The organism is Moraxella bovoculi 237, assembly GCF_000696305.2.
Lineage (GTDB): Bacteria > Pseudomonadota > Gammaproteobacteria > Pseudomonadales > Moraxellaceae > Moraxella > Moraxella bovoculi.
Map to the genome: position 1 here is coordinate 12,691 of NZ_AOMT01000028.1, position 16,607 is coordinate 29,297.

A 16,607-nucleotide genomic window follows, 5' to 3' on the forward strand; every position below is an offset into this window, starting at 1 on the left:
TTAATAATTGGATGTAAATTGATGATTATTTTATGATAAACTTATCAAATAAAAAAGCAAAATCATCGGAATTGATAATGAACGATCTTAAGCATAATTATGAGCAAGTACTGGCACGGCTAAATGCCGCCAACCAATCGGCAAATCGAGATAATGGGGCGGGGCTGCTGGCGGTGTCTAAGACCAAGCCTGCTGCTGACATCCGTACCCTGTATGAGGCGGGTCAGCGTGATTTTGGTGAGAATTATCTACAAGAAGCACTCACCAAGCAACAACAGCTGAATGACCTGTCCATCACCTGGCATTATATCGGGAGTATCCAGCGCAACAAGACACGAGATATTGCCGCACATTTTGATTGGGTGCACACCATTGAGCGCGCCATCATCGCTGAGCGACTTAATGATCAGCGCGGGGATCTTGCGCCCTTGAATGTGCTGATTCAGGTGAATATTGATGATGAGGACAGCAAATCTGGCGTGCAACCTGATGAGGTGTTAGCACTTGTGGATGTTATTCACGGTTTGCCAAAGCTGGTCTTGCGTGGATTGATGGTGATACCTGCCAAAGAAGGTAGTGATGCTTTTATTCGCACTCGAGCGCTGTTCGATGAGATTGGACGTGCTTGCGATCTGTCGAATTGGGATACGCTTAGCATGGGTATGAGTGGCGATATGGCGGACGCTGTTGCGCATGGATCGACCATCGTGCGTGTGGGTACGGCATTATTTGGTCAAAGAGATTATTCCAAGTAATATCAACAAAAACCCGTCAAGAGACGGGCTTTTTGTTGGATGGATTAGAATGCGCCTGTAATCGACCAGCCGTTCACGAGTGGGTAGCGACGTTCGCGACCGAACGATTTTTTGCTAATTTTGGTGCCGATGGCGCCTTGGCGACGTTTGTGTTCAGCGTTATCAACCATGCGCAGGATTTTCTCAACCACAGCCGGCTCATAGCCTGCTGCGCAGATTGCCTTGTAGCCTAGATCTTCATCAATGTACATCTTAAGGATGGCGTCTAGCATCTCATAATCCGGTAAGCTGTCTTGGTCGGTCTGATCAGGACGCAGTTCGGCAGATGGTGCGCGCGTGATGACGCGCTCTGGGATGACAGGATTATCTTCTAGGCGGTTGCGGTAATTGGCAAGGCGGTACACGTCAGTTTTGTACACATCTTTTAGCATGTCAAATCCGCCCACCATGTCACCATATAGGGTAGCATAGCCGACCGCATTTTCAGATTTGTTGCCTGTGCTGACCACCATGTGACCAAACTTATTGGACAGCGCCATCAAAATGGTGCCGCGAGCACGAGCCTGTAGATTCTCTTCGGTGGTGTCAGGTGCGCTACTCGCCAATAACGGCGCCAATGTAGCACGCATGCCTTCGACGGCATCGTGAATTGGGCAGACGGTGTATGAGACATTAAGTCTAGCAGCTTGGGCGGCGGCATCTTCTAAGCTCATGCTGGACGTGTATTCATATGGCATCATGACGGCATAGACTTTGTCTGCACCCAGAGCATCGACTGCCAAACACAGCGTAAGAGCACTATCAATACCGCCTGATAGGCCGATAATCACACCCTTAAAGCCCGAGCGATTCACATAGTCACGCAGACCCACTACTAAGGCTTGGTACATTTCAGATTCTTCAGACAGAACCAATGGCGCCTTGAGCTGCTCATCGAATACTTTCGTGTTGGGGTTAAATTGCGCCATGATTAGCTGATTTAAGAATCTAGATCCTTCATGCGCAACTGTACCATCGGCCTGTACGATGAGTGAGCCACCATCGAACACGATGTCATCTTGTGCGCCGACTGTATTGGCGTAGATGATTGGTAGTTCATGGGTCTTAGCTTGACGAGTTAGCAGTTCTTTGCGCTCGATTTGCTTGCCCACTTCAAATGGTGAAGCATTTAGCACCACGACAAGGTCAGCGCCTTCTTTTTTGAGTGTGCGAATTGGGGCATCGTGCCAAATGTCTTCACAGATGAGCAATCCAATTGTCGCGCCCTTGTAATCGAACAGTACTTGATTGCGGCCCTTATTAAAATAACGATGTTCATCAAAGATGCCATAATTTGGCAGGCATTGCTTGTGGTAAAAGCCTTTTTGGCTACCGCCTTGTAAGATGGCGGCTGAGTTGAATGTGCCGTGCTGATCGATGTGGGGATAACCTAGGATGATGACAATGCCTTCGATTTTGGAAAGTTCGTCCATGGCGATTTTAACGCGTTCAGCCAGAGTGGGGCGCAGCAGCAGATCTTCTGGTGGGTAACCGATGAGCGCAAGCTCTGGGAAAATCACGATATCTGCACCTTTGCTTTTGGCGTCTAGTGCCAATGCGCTCATTTTTTTGACGTTGCCTGCGATGTCACCCACCCAAAAATTGGTCTGCATGATGGCAAAAGTAATCGTGCCTAGTAGCGTATCGGCGCTTTGTAGCGACATTTCGCCATCAGCTGTTTTGATTTTTGACATTTTTTATAATCCTGTAAATGATAAATTCATGATGATTTCATGTAATCGCCATTCTGGCGTGTTCGATACAAACTTCATGTTTGTGTTGTAATTTAATGAATTGCGCCCGCCTAAAAACCATCCAATGTGCATGCTTTTTAAGCAAAAAATACTCGGCACACCTTAGTATAGCACAATAATTGTGTTTTTGGCGTTTTTGGGAGGGTTTTGTGGTATAGTAGCGATTTGTTTTGGTTATTTAGGATTGCTTATGTTTGCTTTTATTTTAAATGTCATCATCATTTTGATTGTGATGAAGATATTTTTTAAATTCATGTACCCAAAGCCGCCTAAGGAATTTTTTGCCAAAGAAGGCGACGATACAACGGTGCGCACCTGCGAACATTGCGGGCATGAGCTTGCTACTTATCGCGGGATATTGGAGCGGAATGGATCGGCTGAGAGGTTCTTCTGTAATGACGAACATCGTTTGGCATATCTTGATGGTGTTAAAAATAAGAGCACGCCATCTGATGATCATGCAAGACCCAACTAAATAATAAATACAGCACAGCACGGATGCTTATAATGTCTGATTCTTCCTTTGCTAAGTTATTCAAAAATTGGCGCCTGCCTTGGTGCACCCATTACCCAACAATCGGCATCGAGATTGGTTCATCATCCGTGCAGGCGGTGGTGCTTGAGCGTTTCCAAGATCAATGGCACCTAAAAGCGTGTGGCGTTCAAGATTTCGATGGAGATGCTGAAGATGTGACAGCACAGCAGTTGGCTTTGACTCGTCTTTTGATGAGATTGGACGTGAGTCAAGGTAGTGTCTCAGTGACAACTCACACACCTGTGATGAGTCGAACCATAACTTTGCCAAGCGGTCTGTCTGATGATGATATTGATCTACTGATCCGCCTAGATGCTGATAAATACATCCCACATCCTTTAGATGAAGTGAGTTTTGATTTTTGGGTGTTGGGCGATGATGGGCGTGAGATGTCTGTCTTATTGGTGGCGGTGCGCATGTCTATGGTGGATAGATGCGCGGAGATCGTCGCGGCGGTTGGTCTTGATGTGGATGTGGTGGACGTGCATGAGTATGCTTTGGCACGAGGTCTTACGCCTGTGATTGTGGATTTATCAGGTGAAGTGGCGATTATTCATATTGATGACAGCAAAACCTATGTCTATGCAGCGCATATGAATCAGCATCGTATCTTTTCAGGATTTCATTATCGACAAGAATACTTAAATCACGCCTTGGGTTCGGCTGATGACATTCGTGCCATCAAGGTGGAATTAGATGCTTCTAAGATTACCCCAATCAATGATGATGACTCGGTAGAGGGCATGGATTTTTATGAATTTTTGGCGCAGCACAGACAGGATGCCAATAAGAGTGCTGATGCACCTATCAAGCAATTAAGCAAGTCTTTGGATTTCGATCACTCCAGTAATATCCATTCGTATTCATCGGATTATGAAATTCGTTTTGACGGGGTTGTAGATGCTGGTGCTGATTTGACAGAGTCATTGGGTAAAGCGCCTGCCTGTCATGATGTTAGTGAACAAGTCGCTAATCTGCAAAAAATGCTTCTGTCTTATGAATCTTCCGCTCACACCAAGGTGGATGTCGTTGTTCTGTCGGGTTTATCAGATGAGTATTTGGCAGCGCAATTATCAAAAGCTGTAGGCGTTCCTGTTTATCTTGCAGACCCATTTCTAGGAATGAGCATTAGTCGTGGTGTAAGCCAAGCTGAATTAGACGGATCGTCCAGACTGGTGGTGGCTTGTGGTCTTGCCATGCGTGGATTCGATGGGGTGTCAGATGAATAATATCCCCAAGATTAATCTCATGCCGTGGCGTGAGCTGCGCCGAATTCGTAAGAATGAGCAATTTCGTCGTGCACTGATTCTTGCGACTGTATTGTCTACTGGGTTGGTTGGTGGTGCGTACATTTATGAAAAAGGTAAACTCAATCACCAAAAGGCCATCAATGACGACATCGCAAATCGCATCAGTGCGCTTGACGCGGATATTGTGAAGATCGCTGCATTGGAAAACGAGCAAAAAGCGCTGCTGAATAAAGTTACCATCATCAATGATCTGCACGGTAATCGAGCGGCGCTTGTGCGATTTTTTGAGTATCTGGCGCGTACGAGCTCAGGCTTAGTATACTTTGAGCGTGTGACATTATCAGGGGGGATACTGACACTGACAGGCGTATCTAAAAGCTCGGCCGATGTAAGTCGATTCTCCAAAAACATCAGCGCAGATGCACAGAGCATCCTTGATGATGTGATGGTGGTCGGCCTGCAAGATGCGCCAAATGGTGCGGTTAATTTTGTGATTTCCGCCAAGTTGATTTTAGATTCTAAGCAAGTCGCTGATAGCTCACCAAACGACTCATCGGCAGTATTGCAAGGCGTAGCAGATGATCAAGAGGATGCGCCATGAATAGAGAGCATAGACCGTCATCATCAGAGCGCATTGCGCAGACTTGGCGAGAGCTTAACAGCTTGACTTTGGATAATCTGGGTGCAGCACCCAGATGGTTAAAGGTGCTATTACTGGCATTGTGCGTTCTATTCATAGGTGTGTTTGGCTGGATGCTACTAATCAAGCCTATTAAGCTTGAGCACAATGCACTGATAACGCAGGAGCAGACACTCACCAGTCAATACGCCCAAAAATATGCCAAAGCACAGCAGCTAAGCGCCATAGAAAATCAAACCCAGATTCTCAATCGTGATCTAGCAACCATCATTGAGGTCTTGCCAACAACGCTGAACATGAGCCTAATCGTAGAGCAGCTGCATGCGGCAGCGATGCGCATAGGCGTTAAGATTGTGGATGTTAAGATGCAGTCTGAGGTTGAATCAGAGCTATTTTTTGAAAGGGGGCTGACCATCACAGTAGAAGGCGGTTATCACGAGATGGGTCGGTTGCTTTCTCAGATTTCAGCGCTATCGGTGGCACTGACCTTTCATGATTTTGACATCGAAAAATTATTTCAAAACAGCAACCAGACTAAGCTTCGAATGACGCTACATGCCAAAGCCTATCGCGCTAAAGTCATTAATGTGACTAAGGAGGTGGCGAGTGACTAAGCTCATAAAAGGCGTGTGCTTGGGCCTATTTGCCATGAGTGTGATGGGTTGCCAAAAATCATCTGTCACCGATGAGGTGGATGCTAAGCTTGATAAAATCCATCGAATCGCCATCCCAACGCCTGTTCCGATGAATGAGAATCATGCACCACTGACTGAGGATTATCATATGGCGAATGATCCTTTTGTCGCTCCTGTTGGTTTGACGAGTTTCACGGCATCTGCTGATATGCCTCAAGATGAACCGAAGGTAGTGGGTGTGGACGATAAAAGTCGATCAATTGAGCAGCCCGAAGAAAATATCACCAAAACCTCAAAGCCTGCCATCAAATACGGCAAATCTGTCAGCGTAGACCTATTTAGACCCCGTCAAGTGTTGGAAAGTTATGCGCTAAATTCGCTCAGCTATCGTGGTCGCATTGAGCAAAGTGGGCAAGTGAGTGCGCTTGTGCTGAGTCCCGATGGTGTTGCGCATCCTGTGCAAGTAGGGCATTATCTGGGTCAAAATCATGGCAGAATCGCTCACATCGACCGCCACGAGATCATCCTAAAAGAAGCGATCATGCAAGAAGATGGCCGTTATTATGAACAAATTAATCGCCTAAGATTTCACCCTTGATATGAGTAATGATATGAAAAAATGGCCTGTATTAATACTGATGTTAATCACAATGGTGGGCGCTGCTCATGCGACATCTGCACCAGCTCAGCAATATCAAGGTGAGCGCATCTCCGTCGAATTTCAAGACATGCCTGTGCGTGCGGTTATCGATGTCCTGGCGCATGCAGGCGGTGCTAATATCGTGGCAAGCGATGGTGTGACAGGAAATATCACCTTAAGATTAAATAACATCCCGTGGGATCAGGCACTTGACATCGTCGTCGATACCAAGCACCTCATCAAAACCTTGAATAATGGCGTTATTACCATCTCATCGCCAGATGAACTGACGCAAATCTCCCAACGCCGCGCCCAAGCACGAATTCAGTCCCAGCAGCATTTGCCACTACAGACCGAATATATCCGCATCAATTATGCCGACGCCAAGGATATTTTATCACTGATCAATCATAAGGCTGATGCTTCATCAAGTGCTGCCATGCTGTCAGATCGCGGTGTGGCAAACATGGATAATCGTACAAACACACTTATTATTAAAGACATCCAGCCGAATATCGATGACATATTGGCATTGGTGTCGCGCCTTGATGTGCCGGTGCAGCAGGTGATGATTGAGGCGAGGATTGTGAGTGCTAATGACGGCTTTAGTCATGATCTTGGGGTGAGCTTTGGAGTGTTATCAAACAGCAATCGCTTACAGATTGGCGGGTCTCATAATGCGCTCTGGCACCTAAGGTCGTCAAATAATGGATCGACTAACATCACACGCCCTGACCATCTGGCGGTTGATCTGGGTGTGGCGAACCCGGCGGGCCGCATAGCATTTGGTCTTATCAATATATCAGACGTATTGCTTGATTTGGAATTGTCTGCCATGCAGGCTGATCGTCGTGGTGAAGTCATCTCAACGCCAAAAGTGTTAACCGCTGATAAGAAAACAGCGCGCATCTCATCAGGCATGCAAATCGCCTACCAAGAAGAGACATCAAGTGGCGCAACCAACACAGTATTTAAAGAGGCGGCGCTTGTGTTGGAGGCCACGCCAACCATCACACCAGATGGTAAAATTACCCTAAAATTAAACGTCAAAAACGGCACGCCTGTCACCAATCTAGGCGAGATTGCCATCCAAGAAGATGCTTTGGAGACTAATGTCATCGTCGATGATGGCCAGACTGTCGTGCTGGGTGGTATTTATCGTCAAACCAATAATAATGGCGTAATTAAAGTGCCGTTCTTTGGTGATTTGCCCGTGGTCGGAAAATTATTCCGCAAAGAAAGTCGTAGCGACACTAAAGAGGAACTTTTGATTTTTGTTACCCCAAAATTGGTGCAATAATAAAATTAGCAAATCTATCACAAAATACTGGCAAGATTGGCGCAAACCTTGTATTATAGGGTGTTTTGATTTTGATGCCAGAGTACGACATGTATGACGAAGATAATCCGATCATCGAGGATGTGGTGGTCGAAAAAACTAGCGAAGGACTTGCCAAGTTGTTGCCATCGATTTTCTTGGTGGGGCCGATGGGGGCGGGCAAGACAACCATCGGTAAGCTCTTAGCCAAGCACTTGGGGCGAGAATTCATCGACTGTGATCATTATATCGCGGCGCAGACAGGCGCTGACATTCCTTGGATTTTTGCCAAAGAGGGCGAAGAAGGGTTTCGTGATAGAGAGACCCGCGCGCTTGAGGAGCTGACTGCGATGCCGAACATTGTCATGGCGACAGGCGGCGGTGCGGTAGGGCGCGAAGAGAATCGCAAGCTATTACAGCAGGGCTTTGTGATTTATCTTGAGGCGAGCGTTGATACACAGCTTATCCGCACAAAAAAAGACAAGAACCGCCCGCTGCTGCAGAATGGCAATCCACGCGCAACTTTGGAAGCTTTATACCAAAAACGCCATCCATTATATCAAGAAGTCGCAACCATCATCGTGCCAACAGGACGCGCCTATCCCAAGCAGATGGTGGCAGATTTATTAGAAATTATGGCAAAATACGCCAAAGAGCACGCCTAATTATTCATCAATCAATACCGTAACTATGACCATGCATACTTTAACTGTACACACCCAAAGTCACGATTACCCGATTTTTATTCTCGCTGGCCAAAAAAATCCCGCAGGACAGCTGGACTTAGCATCTCAGATCATACCTTTTATTAAAGGTAAGCAGGTGTTGATCGTGACGAATGATGTGGTTGCGCCATTTTATCTAGATGCGCTTGAAAATGCATTAAAGGCAGCAAGCTTTGATGTGGCGACTTGCGTACTGCCTGATGGCGAACACCACAAAAACCAAGACAGCATCAATCGCATCTATGATGTGCTGCTTGAGCATCATTTTGCTCGCGATTGCACACTGATTGCCTTAGGCGGCGGCGTGATTGGTGACATGGTGGGTTTTGCTGCAGCAAGCTTTATGCGTGGTGTGAATTTTATCCAAGTGCCAACAACGCTTCTTGCGCAGGTGGATTCTTCAGTCGGTGGTAAGACCGGCATCAATCACCCGCGCGGCAAAAACATGATCGGTGCATTCTGGCAGCCTGTTGCTGTGCTTAATGATATGACAACCTTTGACACCTTGCCTGCCAGAGAGTTCGCGGCGGGGCTTGCTGAGGTGGTAAAGTACGCGCTGATCTTGGGTGCTGATTTTCTGACTTGGCTTGAGGATAATGTCGAGGCGATCAACGCGCGTGATGGCGCGGTGCTGTCAGAGATGGTCTATCGCTGCTGTCAATTCAAGGCGAATGTCGTCGCTGCAGATGAGCGAGAGTCTGGACTTCGTGCGCTACTGAACTTTGGTCATACCTTCGGGCATGTCATCGAGACACATCAAGGCTATGGCGCGTGGTTGCATGGCGAAGCGGTGTCGGCCGGCATGATGCAAGCGATGGCGATGTCGCATAAGATGGGATTGGTCAGTACGGAGGATGTGAGCCGTGTGGCAAGGCTGTTGGTGGCATTTAATCTACCAACCAAACCGCCTGTCATCGAGGTAGATGCCGCGCTTGATCTTATGGGGCATGACAAAAAAGTGCAGGCGGGCAAAGTGCGTTTAGTACTATTAAATGGCATCGGCAACGGCTTTGTGACGGCTGATTTTGACATGGCGCAATTAACAAATGTACTACAAGGCATCGATGAGTATTTAGCATAATTTAAAAAATTTTGTTAAAATAGCACGAAATTTCATAAAAAAGGTAAACTCATGGCAATTAGCGCCGAGATGAAAGAAAGATATTTTCGCCGCCAAGCCCTTTATTGGTTTGCTTTGGCGGTGGCAATGTTGGCTGCTTGTTTTATTTTGTGGTTGGTCAGTAGCGCGCCAAAAATCATCAAAGACACCAAGGATGAGCAGGCGACAGAAGTGGTTGCTGATTTGCCAACGCGCATAGATGCATTGGGCGAGCTTGATAAAGAAGTGCCACCCATTGACTTCTCGACATTGGTCATGGATTTGCGTACTTACCCTGCTGAATTCAAGGATCGTAACTATTTCAATAGCAAAAATTATGCCATTGAGCTGATGGATGTCAGCCAAAATGAAATTATTGTCAATTATCTAGACAGTCGTCCGAATGATCGCAATAAGTTTGCGTATTTTCGCTATCTTGATAGCAACCAAAACCCGCGCTATATCTTAACATACGGCAAATTCGACAGCATGGAGGCGGCTCGTGCGGCAAATCAGGCGATGGATTTTGATTTGCCAGGCAGTGTCGTGCCAAATGCAGTGTCTATGTCAGGCTATCTAGATATTATCGATGATTATGAGCGCGGTGAAGTGGTGCAAGACCTATCAAGCCGCCAACCAAGACAGGTAAAACTACGCGCCACGCGTAATGAGATCCCTGTGCAGGCAGCCACACGTGCGGACGAGGAGCTTGCCAACAAGAGTCGTGAACAAGTACTAGAGAAGGTACAGCAAATCCAAACATCGATCGATAAGCCTGTGACCATCGTTACGGACGTGAAGCTGCCCAAAGAAAATGCTCAAAGCGAGCCAAAAGCGCAGCCGCAGCAAAAACCAAAAGCCGAAAAAGAACCTGTTGCTGCTTCGCCACCATCTAAAGCACCAGAGAAAGAGGTGCCAACACCCATGGTTAACACATCTAAAGTACCAGGCAGTGAATAAAAGGAGTTATCATGAATAATTTAGATGCCAATACCGTCCTTGAGATGTTGCAGGCGGGTAACGAGCGCTACGTGGCGAATCTGACCAGCACGGAGCCGCTTCGTATCCCGCCGCCAACGCTGGTTGCAGAGCAGAAGCCGAATGCAATCATTCTAGGCTGCTCAGATGCGCGCGTGCCGGTAGAATTAATCTTCGATCAAGGACTTGGTGATTTATTCGTGATTCGTGTCGCAGGTAATGTGGTTGCGCCAAGTCAGATTGGCTCGATTGAATTTGCCGCTGAGAAATTTGGCACGCAGCTGGTCGTTGTCTTGGGGCACAGCCATTGCGGTGCTGTGACTGCGTGTGTTGAGGCTTTGGCAAATCCCGATCAATACTATTCACCAAACCTACAATCCATTGTCGATCGTATCCGCCCAAGCGTCTATAACTTGCATGAAATCGCAACAGCAGGCGATGGCGAGATTGACATGGATGAATTTATTGACCGAGCGGTACGCGCTAATGTGCGCATGTCCGTCAGTCAGCTAAAACACGGCTCGCGCATCTTAGAAGACATGGTGAATGCAGGTCGTCTGACCATCATTGGCGCAGAATATGACGTCGCAACAGGCCGTGTAAATTTCTTCAATTAACTTAACACCAAGGGGAAAATGATGAGCATCATTAAACAACCTGCCAATGCGCTTAATGCTAATGGCGTAAAAGACATTCCTGTACAGTCTGAAGGCTTCGTCTATAACCATACCATGCTGCGCATCAAAGATCCTGTGAAATCGCTAGAGTTTTATACAGGCGTGCTGGGCATGACTTTGCTTCGCCACAGCCAATTTCCTGATGCGAAATTTGATTTGTATTTTCTTGCCAAGCTGACCGAAGAAGAGCGTAATAATCTGTCGAATGTGGATAACTTGACGGCTTACGTCTCTCGCCAACGCAGCATCTTAGAGCTTACCCATAACTATGGCACTGAGAATGACGCTGAATTTAGCTATCATAATGGCAACAGCGACCCGCGCGGTTTTGGGCACATTTGCTTTAGCGTGCCGAATCTGGCAGATGCGGTAAAATGGTTCGATGAGAATAACGTGGTATTTCAAAAGCGTCCAGAAGATGGCAGTATGAAAGACATCGCCTTCATCAAAGATCCTGACGGTTATTGGATTGAAATCATTGAATTAAAATACTAATTCATAAAAAATATCCCCAAATTTGGGGATATTTTATTGGCTGACGGATTAGCCTAGGAAGGCATTGTACATCCATACCAGTTTTTCTTGTTCTTGGACATATCCTGTCACCAGATCAACGGAACCTTGATCGCTGGCTTCTTCGGCAAGCTCAGCCACGTTACGCTGCTCTTCGATCAGGGCTTGCAGGCCTTTTACCACGCCGGTCACACATCCACGACCATCAAAGACGTCTTTATCTTCTTTAATGCTTGATGCTTTGGTAAAGTCGCTGTATGCGTGTAGCGGTGTACCACTTAGTGTCAAAATACGCTCGGCGATTTCGTCAATTTGAAGTTGTAGCTCGGTGTATAGCTCTTCAAATTTTGGGTGTAGAGTGAAGAAATGCTCACCCTTAACATTCCAGTGGTAACCACGCACGTTAATATAAAAAACGTGATAGCTTGATAGTAGGTTGTTTAATGCCTTGATGACAGGGGTAACTTCTGCCTTCTCAAGGCCGATTTGAGTGGTGGTTTTTTTATTTGCTGCTTTTTTAGCCATGATGTTCTACCTTTGTTTAGTTGATGAATGAATTGATGATGTGTTGTCTCATCGATGTATATATCCTAACAAAACCTTGCGATAATGGGAAATTGATTATCGCAACCATCGACTTTGATTTTATTAAAGTAACTTCAAAAATGACCTGATGAAACTGTATAAATTTTCATCATTTAATATCATCAAATCTATCTTACTCCAAAAAAATAAAACAGCAAAGACAAAATCGTTGCTGTTTGGTATCTACTTTTGCAAGTGCTAATCGACTATTAGACTGTCTGTGTCAGTGATTCTAGACCTTTAGGTTTTACTTCTGACAGATGTTTGAGGATGGTTTTGATGGGTAGGCCATTGTCTTCGAGGCGCTTTGGAATGATTTGGCTGCCTTTTTGCCCTCTCATCTCGAACATCATGAATACATACTCATCAGTTTCATCCCAGCTGCTGACGGCGTTCCAAGGGATGACCGCCGATTGCATTGGCGCTGAACGCATTTGCATACCGCGCATCTGGGGGCTGTTCAGCATGCCGGCAGGCGCAGGAACACTCATCACCAGACCATGCGACTGCACGCCCAATTGTACGTTTGCCATCTCTTCAGGCATCTGTGCGCCAGCTACTTGCTTGTCATATTCGCGACGCATGTACCATTTTAGTCCCAAAGTACGCGCCAACAAGTAGATGCCCACAAGCGCTAACATGATCCAAAAAATGATCGTCGAATAGCCACTAACAAATACAAGCCCTGCGATCGCCGCCACCACCACCGCCGCCATGACGATCCATTCTTTGGTGCGAATGGATTTTAGAGTAAAGTTGCTCGCGCCTTTTTCGAACAAGGCAAGCTGTGCGCCACGAAATTCCGCGTCGGTCATGTTCAGTGCGATGGGTTTTAGGGTGTAAGGGTAAAGCGCCTTGCTCACGATCAGCTCCTTTTTGGGATTGCCAAAAATAAAATAGAAATTTGCGCCTATATTACCGATTTTATACCAAAAAATAAACCAAAAACTTTAAAAATCGCGCAATTTGCTAAAATTTGTCCAAAAACGGGCAAACTTGCTGAAATTTCAAGCCTTTTTTGCTATGATAAGCATCATTTTTTAATTTTAGAACATTCATAGGTAAATCATGTTAGACCCTAAATTACTTCGTGGTGATTTGACCGCTTTAAAAGAAAAACTGGCAACCCGTGGCTATGAGCTTGACGTGGCATTTTGGACTGATGTGGAAATCAAACGCAAAGAGTTACAAGTCCGTACCGAAGAATTGCAAGCCCAAAAAAACGCAGGGGCAAAAAAGATTGGCGAATTAAAACGCAGTGGCGAAAATGCCGATGACCTGCTTGCCCAAATGGAAAAAGTCAGCGAACAGATGAAAACCGCCGAAAACGAGCTAAGAGACTTGCAGACGGTCATCACAAATGCAAGCCTTGCCATACCAAACCTGCCCGATGACAGCGTGCCTGTGGGGGCGGACGAGAGCGACAACGCGGAAGTACGCAAATGGGGCGTGCCACGAGCCTTTGATTTTGAGATTAAAGACCATACCGACATTGGCGAGGGATTGGGGCAGCTTGATTTTGCGTTGGCGAGCAAGCTCACGGGAGCAAGATTTAGCACGTTAAAGGGCGGACTTGCCAGACTGAACCGAGCGTTGATTCAGTTTATGCTAGACACGCATATCAGTAAGGGTTACACCGAAATGTATGTGCCTTATATGGTAAATGCTGAGAGCTTAAAGGGGACAGGACAACTGCCAAAATTTGAAGAAGACTTATTTAAGGTATCAGACAGCTATTACATGATACCGACAAGCGAAGTGCCACTCACTAACACCGTGCGTGATACTATACTTGCTCCGAGCGATTTGCCGATGAAGCTCACGGCTCATACGCCTTGTTTTAGAAGTGAAGCAGGGTCAGCCGGGCGAGACACTCGTGGGCTTATCCGTCAGCACCAATTTGAAAAAGTAGAAATGGTGCAAATCGTGCGTGCCGATACGTCTATGCAAGCCCTAGACGAGATGACCGCCCAAGCTGAGAGCATTTTGCAAGCGTTGGAGCTTCCCTATCGTGTCATCACGCTATGCACAGGCGACATGGGCTTTGGGGCGGTCAAGACTTATGACATTGAAGTGTGGCTACCGTCTCAGGATACTTATCGTGAGATTAGCAGTTGTTCTAACTGTGGCGATTTTCAGGCTCGCCGTATGGGAGCAAGGGTCAAGGATGGCAAGCAAACCGAGCTTGTCCATACCCTAAACGGCTCAGGGCTTGCGGTGGGCAGAACGCTTCTGGCTATCCTAGAAAACCACCAAAACGCAGACGGCACGGTCAATATTCCTAAGGTGTTACAGCCTTATATGGGTGGACTCGAAGTGTTGAAATAATGTTTTCATACAAACCGTTTAGTTTTAGGATTAAGCGGTTTTTATTGCCAAAATTCGCCCAATAAGGCGTAATATGCTATAATACCGCAAATTTTTACTTGTTAAACTTGGAAAAACACCATGCCAACCCCTCTAAATCAACGCCACAACGCCAACGCCATTCGTATCCTTGCCATGGACGCTGTCCAAAAAGCCAACTCAGGACACCCTGGGGCTCCCATGGGCATGGCGGACATTGCCGAAGTCGTGTGGCGTGAATTTTTAAATCACAACCCCAAAAACGCCAAATGGGCAAACCGAGACCGCTTTGTATTGTCAAACGGACATGGCTCTATGCTATTGTACGCCTTGCTACATTTGTCGGGCTATGATTTGACCATTGACGACATCAAAAATTTCCGCCAACTTCACGCCAAAACCGCAGGACACCCCGAACACGGCTATGCGGACGGCATTGAGACGACCACAGGACCTTTGGGGCAGGGCATTGCCAATGCGGTGGGTTTTGCCTTGGCTGAAAAGACTTTGGCAGGACAATTTAACAAGCCCGACAACGCCATCATTGACCATTATACCTACTGCTTTTTGGGGGACGGCTGTCTTATGGAAGGCGTGTCGCACGAAGCCTGTTCGCTCGCTGGCACGTTAGGACTTGGCAAGCTCATCGCTTATTATGACGACAATGGTATTTCTATCGATGGTGAGGTGGAAGGCTGGTTCTCAGACGACACTGCCAAACGCTTTGAAAGCTATAACTGGCAAGTACTGCGTGTGGACGGACATGATGCCGATGCCATCCGTGAAGCAACCTTAAAAGCCAAAGCCGAAACCAACAAGCCCACGCTTATCATCTGCAAAACCGTCATTGGTCTTGGCAGTCCCAACAAACAAGGTAAAGAAGATAGCCATGGAGCTCCCTTGGGCAACGATGAAATCGTCTTGACTCGTACCGAGCTGGGTTGGGCGAACAATAACCCATTTGAAATTGCCGATGAGATTTATCAAGCGTGGAATGCGTGCGATAAAGGCGAGAAGTTGGAAGGCGACTGGAACGACCAATTTGCCGACTATCAAGCCAAATACCCAAGTGAGGCGGACGAACTACAACGCAGACTGTCAGGCGAGTTGCCAAGCGATTTTAACGCCAAAGCGGACGAGTTTATCAAAGCCTGCCAAGCCAAAGGTGACACCATCGCCACTCGTAAGGCAAGTCAAAATACCATTGGTGCGTTTGCCTCATTATTGCCCGAGGTTTTGGGCGGTTCGGCAGACTTGGCAGGGTCAAACTTGACCTTGTGGAGCGGTGCTAAGGGTGTACAAGACCACGCTGACGGCAACTATGTGCATTATGGTGTGCGTGAGTTTGGTATGACCGCCATCGCTAATGGGGTGGCGTTGCATGGCGGATTTATCCCTTATACTGCCACGTTTTTGATGTTTATGGAGTACGCTCGTAATGCCGTGCGTATGTCGGCACTTATGAAGCAGCGTGTCATCAACGTCTATACCCATGACAGCATTGGGCTTGGTGAGGACGGCCCGACCCATCAACCTGTGGAGCAGATTGCAAGCCTACGCCAAACGCCAAACCATTTCACTTGGAGACCGTGCGACACGGTGGAGACGGCGGCGGCATGGAAAGTTGCTCTACAAACCGCCAATGCCCCAACGTCCCTTATCCTGTCTCGCCAAAACCTTGCTCATCAAGACCGCACGGACGAACAGGTTGCTTTGATTGAAAAAGGGGCGTATGTGCTTGCCAAAGAACAAGGCGACTTGCAAGCCATCATCATCGCCACAGGTTCAGAAGTGGACTTGGCAATGCAATCTCATAAGGCTTTGAGTGAGCAGGGCGTGGGCGTGCGTGTGGTGTCCATGCCATGTGCTGAGATTTTTGTAAAGCAAGACTGTGATTATATCGAAAGCGTATTGCCTAGCGATGTGCGTGCTCGTGTGGCGGTGGAAGCAGGCATTACCGATTATTGGTATAAATTCGTTGGACTTGACGGCAAGGTCATTGGTATGACGACCTTTGGTGAGTCTGCCCCTGCCAAAGACTTGTTTAATCATTTTGGTATTACGACCGATAAAGTCGTGGAAGCAGTAAAGTCATTAATCTAATAACACCATAAAAAA

At 47.0% G+C, this 16,607-nt stretch carries 17 protein-coding genes; 14 read left to right on the forward strand and 3 right to left on the reverse strand.

The genetic code is table 11. The annotated features are described in order from the left end of the window. The first annotated feature begins 77 nt into the window (after positions 1–77). Complete coding sequence (locus tag MBO_RS07900) at positions 78–755, forward strand: YggS family pyridoxal phosphate-dependent enzyme (protein ID WP_036366497.1); 678 nt, start codon at positions 78–80, stop codon at positions 753–755. Between the two features lie 44 nt (positions 756–799). On the opposite strand, the gene MBO_RS07905 is transcribed toward MBO_RS07900, so the two are convergent. Next, entirely contained in the window at positions 800–2,458 is a 1,659-nt protein-coding gene (locus tag MBO_RS07905) for an NAD+ synthase (RefSeq protein WP_227712706.1), read from the reverse strand. A gap of 280 nt (positions 2,459–2,738) precedes the next feature. On the opposite strand from MBO_RS07905, the gene MBO_RS07910 reads away from it, so the two are divergent. The 11 genes from MBO_RS07910 (at position 2,739) to gloA (ending at position 11,540) form a co-directional block, all read left to right on the forward strand. Beyond that, positions 2,739–3,023, forward strand: coding sequence for a hypothetical protein (locus tag MBO_RS07910; RefSeq protein ID WP_036366501.1), 285 nt, complete (start codon positions 2,739–2,741; stop codon positions 3,021–3,023). A gap of 32 nt (positions 3,024–3,055) precedes the next feature. After that, positions 3,056–4,312, forward strand: coding sequence for a pilus assembly protein PilM (gene pilM / locus MBO_RS07915; RefSeq protein ID WP_036366503.1), 1,257 nt, complete (start codon positions 3,056–3,058; stop codon positions 4,310–4,312). Further along, entirely contained in the window at positions 4,305–4,934 is a 630-nt protein-coding gene (locus MBO_RS07920) for a PilN domain-containing protein (protein WP_036366505.1), read from the forward strand. Before pilM ends, MBO_RS07920 begins: the two co-directional genes overlap by 8 nt. Next, a complete protein-coding gene (locus tag MBO_RS07925) occupies positions 4,931–5,587 on the forward strand; it encodes a type IV pilus inner membrane component PilO (protein ID WP_036366508.1) in 657 nt (218 codons plus the stop codon). Before MBO_RS07920 ends, MBO_RS07925 begins: the two co-directional genes overlap by 4 nt. Then, entirely contained in the window at positions 5,580–6,206 is a 627-nt protein-coding gene (locus MBO_RS07930; RefSeq protein ID WP_052585387.1) for a pilus assembly protein PilP, read from the forward strand. Before MBO_RS07925 ends, MBO_RS07930 begins: the two co-directional genes overlap by 8 nt. A 13-nt stretch (positions 6,207–6,219) precedes the next feature. Next, a complete protein-coding gene (locus tag MBO_RS07935) occupies positions 6,220–7,548 on the forward strand; it encodes a type IV pilus secretin PilQ (protein ID WP_052585388.1) in 1,329 nt (442 codons plus the stop codon). Between the two features lie 89 nt (positions 7,549–7,637). Further along, entirely contained in the window at positions 7,638–8,231 is a 594-nt protein-coding gene (locus tag MBO_RS07940; protein WP_052585390.1) for a shikimate kinase, read from the forward strand. A gap of 25 nt (positions 8,232–8,256) precedes the next feature. Beyond that, positions 8,257–9,372, forward strand: a complete 1,116-nt coding sequence (gene aroB, locus MBO_RS07945) for a 3-dehydroquinate synthase (RefSeq protein WP_036366510.1) — start codon at positions 8,257–8,259, stop codon at positions 9,370–9,372. A 51-nt stretch (positions 9,373–9,423) separates the two neighbouring features. Then, a complete protein-coding gene (locus tag MBO_RS07950) occupies positions 9,424–10,350 on the forward strand; it encodes a hypothetical protein (RefSeq protein ID WP_052585389.1) in 927 nt (308 codons plus the stop codon). Positions 10,351–10,361: 11 nt separating this feature from the next. Next, positions 10,362–10,985, forward strand: coding sequence for a carbonic anhydrase (locus tag MBO_RS07955; RefSeq protein WP_036366512.1), 624 nt, complete (start codon positions 10,362–10,364; stop codon positions 10,983–10,985). A gap of 21 nt (positions 10,986–11,006) precedes the next feature. Next, positions 11,007–11,540, forward strand: a complete 534-nt coding sequence (gene gloA / locus MBO_RS07960) for a lactoylglutathione lyase (RefSeq protein ID WP_036366514.1) — start codon at positions 11,007–11,009, stop codon at positions 11,538–11,540. Between the two features lie 48 nt (positions 11,541–11,588). On the opposite strand, the gene MBO_RS07965 is transcribed toward gloA, so the two are convergent. Continuing rightward, positions 11,589–12,083, reverse strand: a complete 495-nt coding sequence (locus MBO_RS07965; protein WP_036366516.1) for a Dps family protein — start codon at positions 12,081–12,083, stop codon at positions 11,589–11,591. Between the two features lie 269 nt (positions 12,084–12,352). Beyond that, positions 12,353–13,006, reverse strand: a complete 654-nt coding sequence (locus MBO_RS07970) for a YcxB family protein (protein ID WP_036366518.1) — start codon at positions 13,004–13,006, stop codon at positions 12,353–12,355. Positions 13,007–13,211: 205 nt separating this feature from the next. Between MBO_RS07970 and serS the strand changes: the two genes are divergently transcribed. After that, on the forward strand, positions 13,212–14,471 hold the full coding sequence (gene serS / locus MBO_RS07975; protein ID WP_036366520.1) for a serine--tRNA ligase: 1,260 nt from the start codon (positions 13,212–13,214) through the stop codon (positions 14,469–14,471). 120 nt (positions 14,472–14,591) lie between these two features. Next, the gene (gene tkt, locus MBO_RS07980) at positions 14,592–16,592 is read left to right on the forward strand and encodes a transketolase (protein WP_036366521.1); all 2,001 of its coding nucleotides are present in this window, start codon (positions 14,592–14,594) and stop codon (positions 16,590–16,592) included. Positions 16,593–16,607: the final 15 nt, after the last annotated feature.

Excerpts from the sequence above, each read along its gene's own strand:
- MBO_RS07900 (WP_036366497.1), top strand. The coding sequence starts at position 78 with ATGAACGATCTTAAGCATAATTATGAGCAAGTACTGGCACGGCTAAAT.
- MBO_RS07905 (WP_227712706.1), bottom strand. The coding sequence starts at position 2,458 with ATGTCGCTACAAAGCGCCGATACGCTACTAGGCACGATTACTTTTGCC.
- MBO_RS07910 (WP_036366501.1), top strand. The coding sequence starts at position 2,739 with ATGTTTGCTTTTATTTTAAATGTCATCATCATTTTGATTGTGATGAAG.
- pilM (WP_036366503.1), top strand. The coding sequence starts at position 3,056 with ATGTCTGATTCTTCCTTTGCTAAGTTATTCAAAAATTGGCGCCTGCCT.
- MBO_RS07920 (WP_036366505.1), top strand. The coding sequence starts at position 4,305 with ATGAATAATATCCCCAAGATTAATCTCATGCCGTGGCGTGAGCTGCGC.
- MBO_RS07925 (WP_036366508.1), top strand. The coding sequence starts at position 4,931 with ATGAATAGAGAGCATAGACCGTCATCATCAGAGCGCATTGCGCAGACT.
- MBO_RS07935 (WP_052585388.1), top strand. The coding sequence starts at position 6,220 with ATGAAAAAATGGCCTGTATTAATACTGATGTTAATCACAATGGTGGGC.
- MBO_RS07940 (WP_052585390.1), top strand. The coding sequence starts at position 7,638 with ATGTATGACGAAGATAATCCGATCATCGAGGATGTGGTGGTCGAAAAA.
- aroB (WP_036366510.1), top strand. The coding sequence starts at position 8,257 with ATGACCATGCATACTTTAACTGTACACACCCAAAGTCACGATTACCCG.
- MBO_RS07950 (WP_052585389.1), top strand. The coding sequence starts at position 9,424 with ATGGCAATTAGCGCCGAGATGAAAGAAAGATATTTTCGCCGCCAAGCC.
- MBO_RS07955 (WP_036366512.1), top strand. The coding sequence starts at position 10,362 with ATGAATAATTTAGATGCCAATACCGTCCTTGAGATGTTGCAGGCGGGT.
- gloA (WP_036366514.1), top strand. The coding sequence starts at position 11,007 with ATGAGCATCATTAAACAACCTGCCAATGCGCTTAATGCTAATGGCGTA.
- MBO_RS07965 (WP_036366516.1), bottom strand. The coding sequence starts at position 12,083 with ATGGCTAAAAAAGCAGCAAATAAAAAAACCACCACTCAAATCGGCCTT.
- serS (WP_036366520.1), top strand. The coding sequence starts at position 13,212 with ATGTTAGACCCTAAATTACTTCGTGGTGATTTGACCGCTTTAAAAGAA.
- tkt (WP_036366521.1), top strand. The coding sequence starts at position 14,592 with ATGCCAACCCCTCTAAATCAACGCCACAACGCCAACGCCATTCGTATC.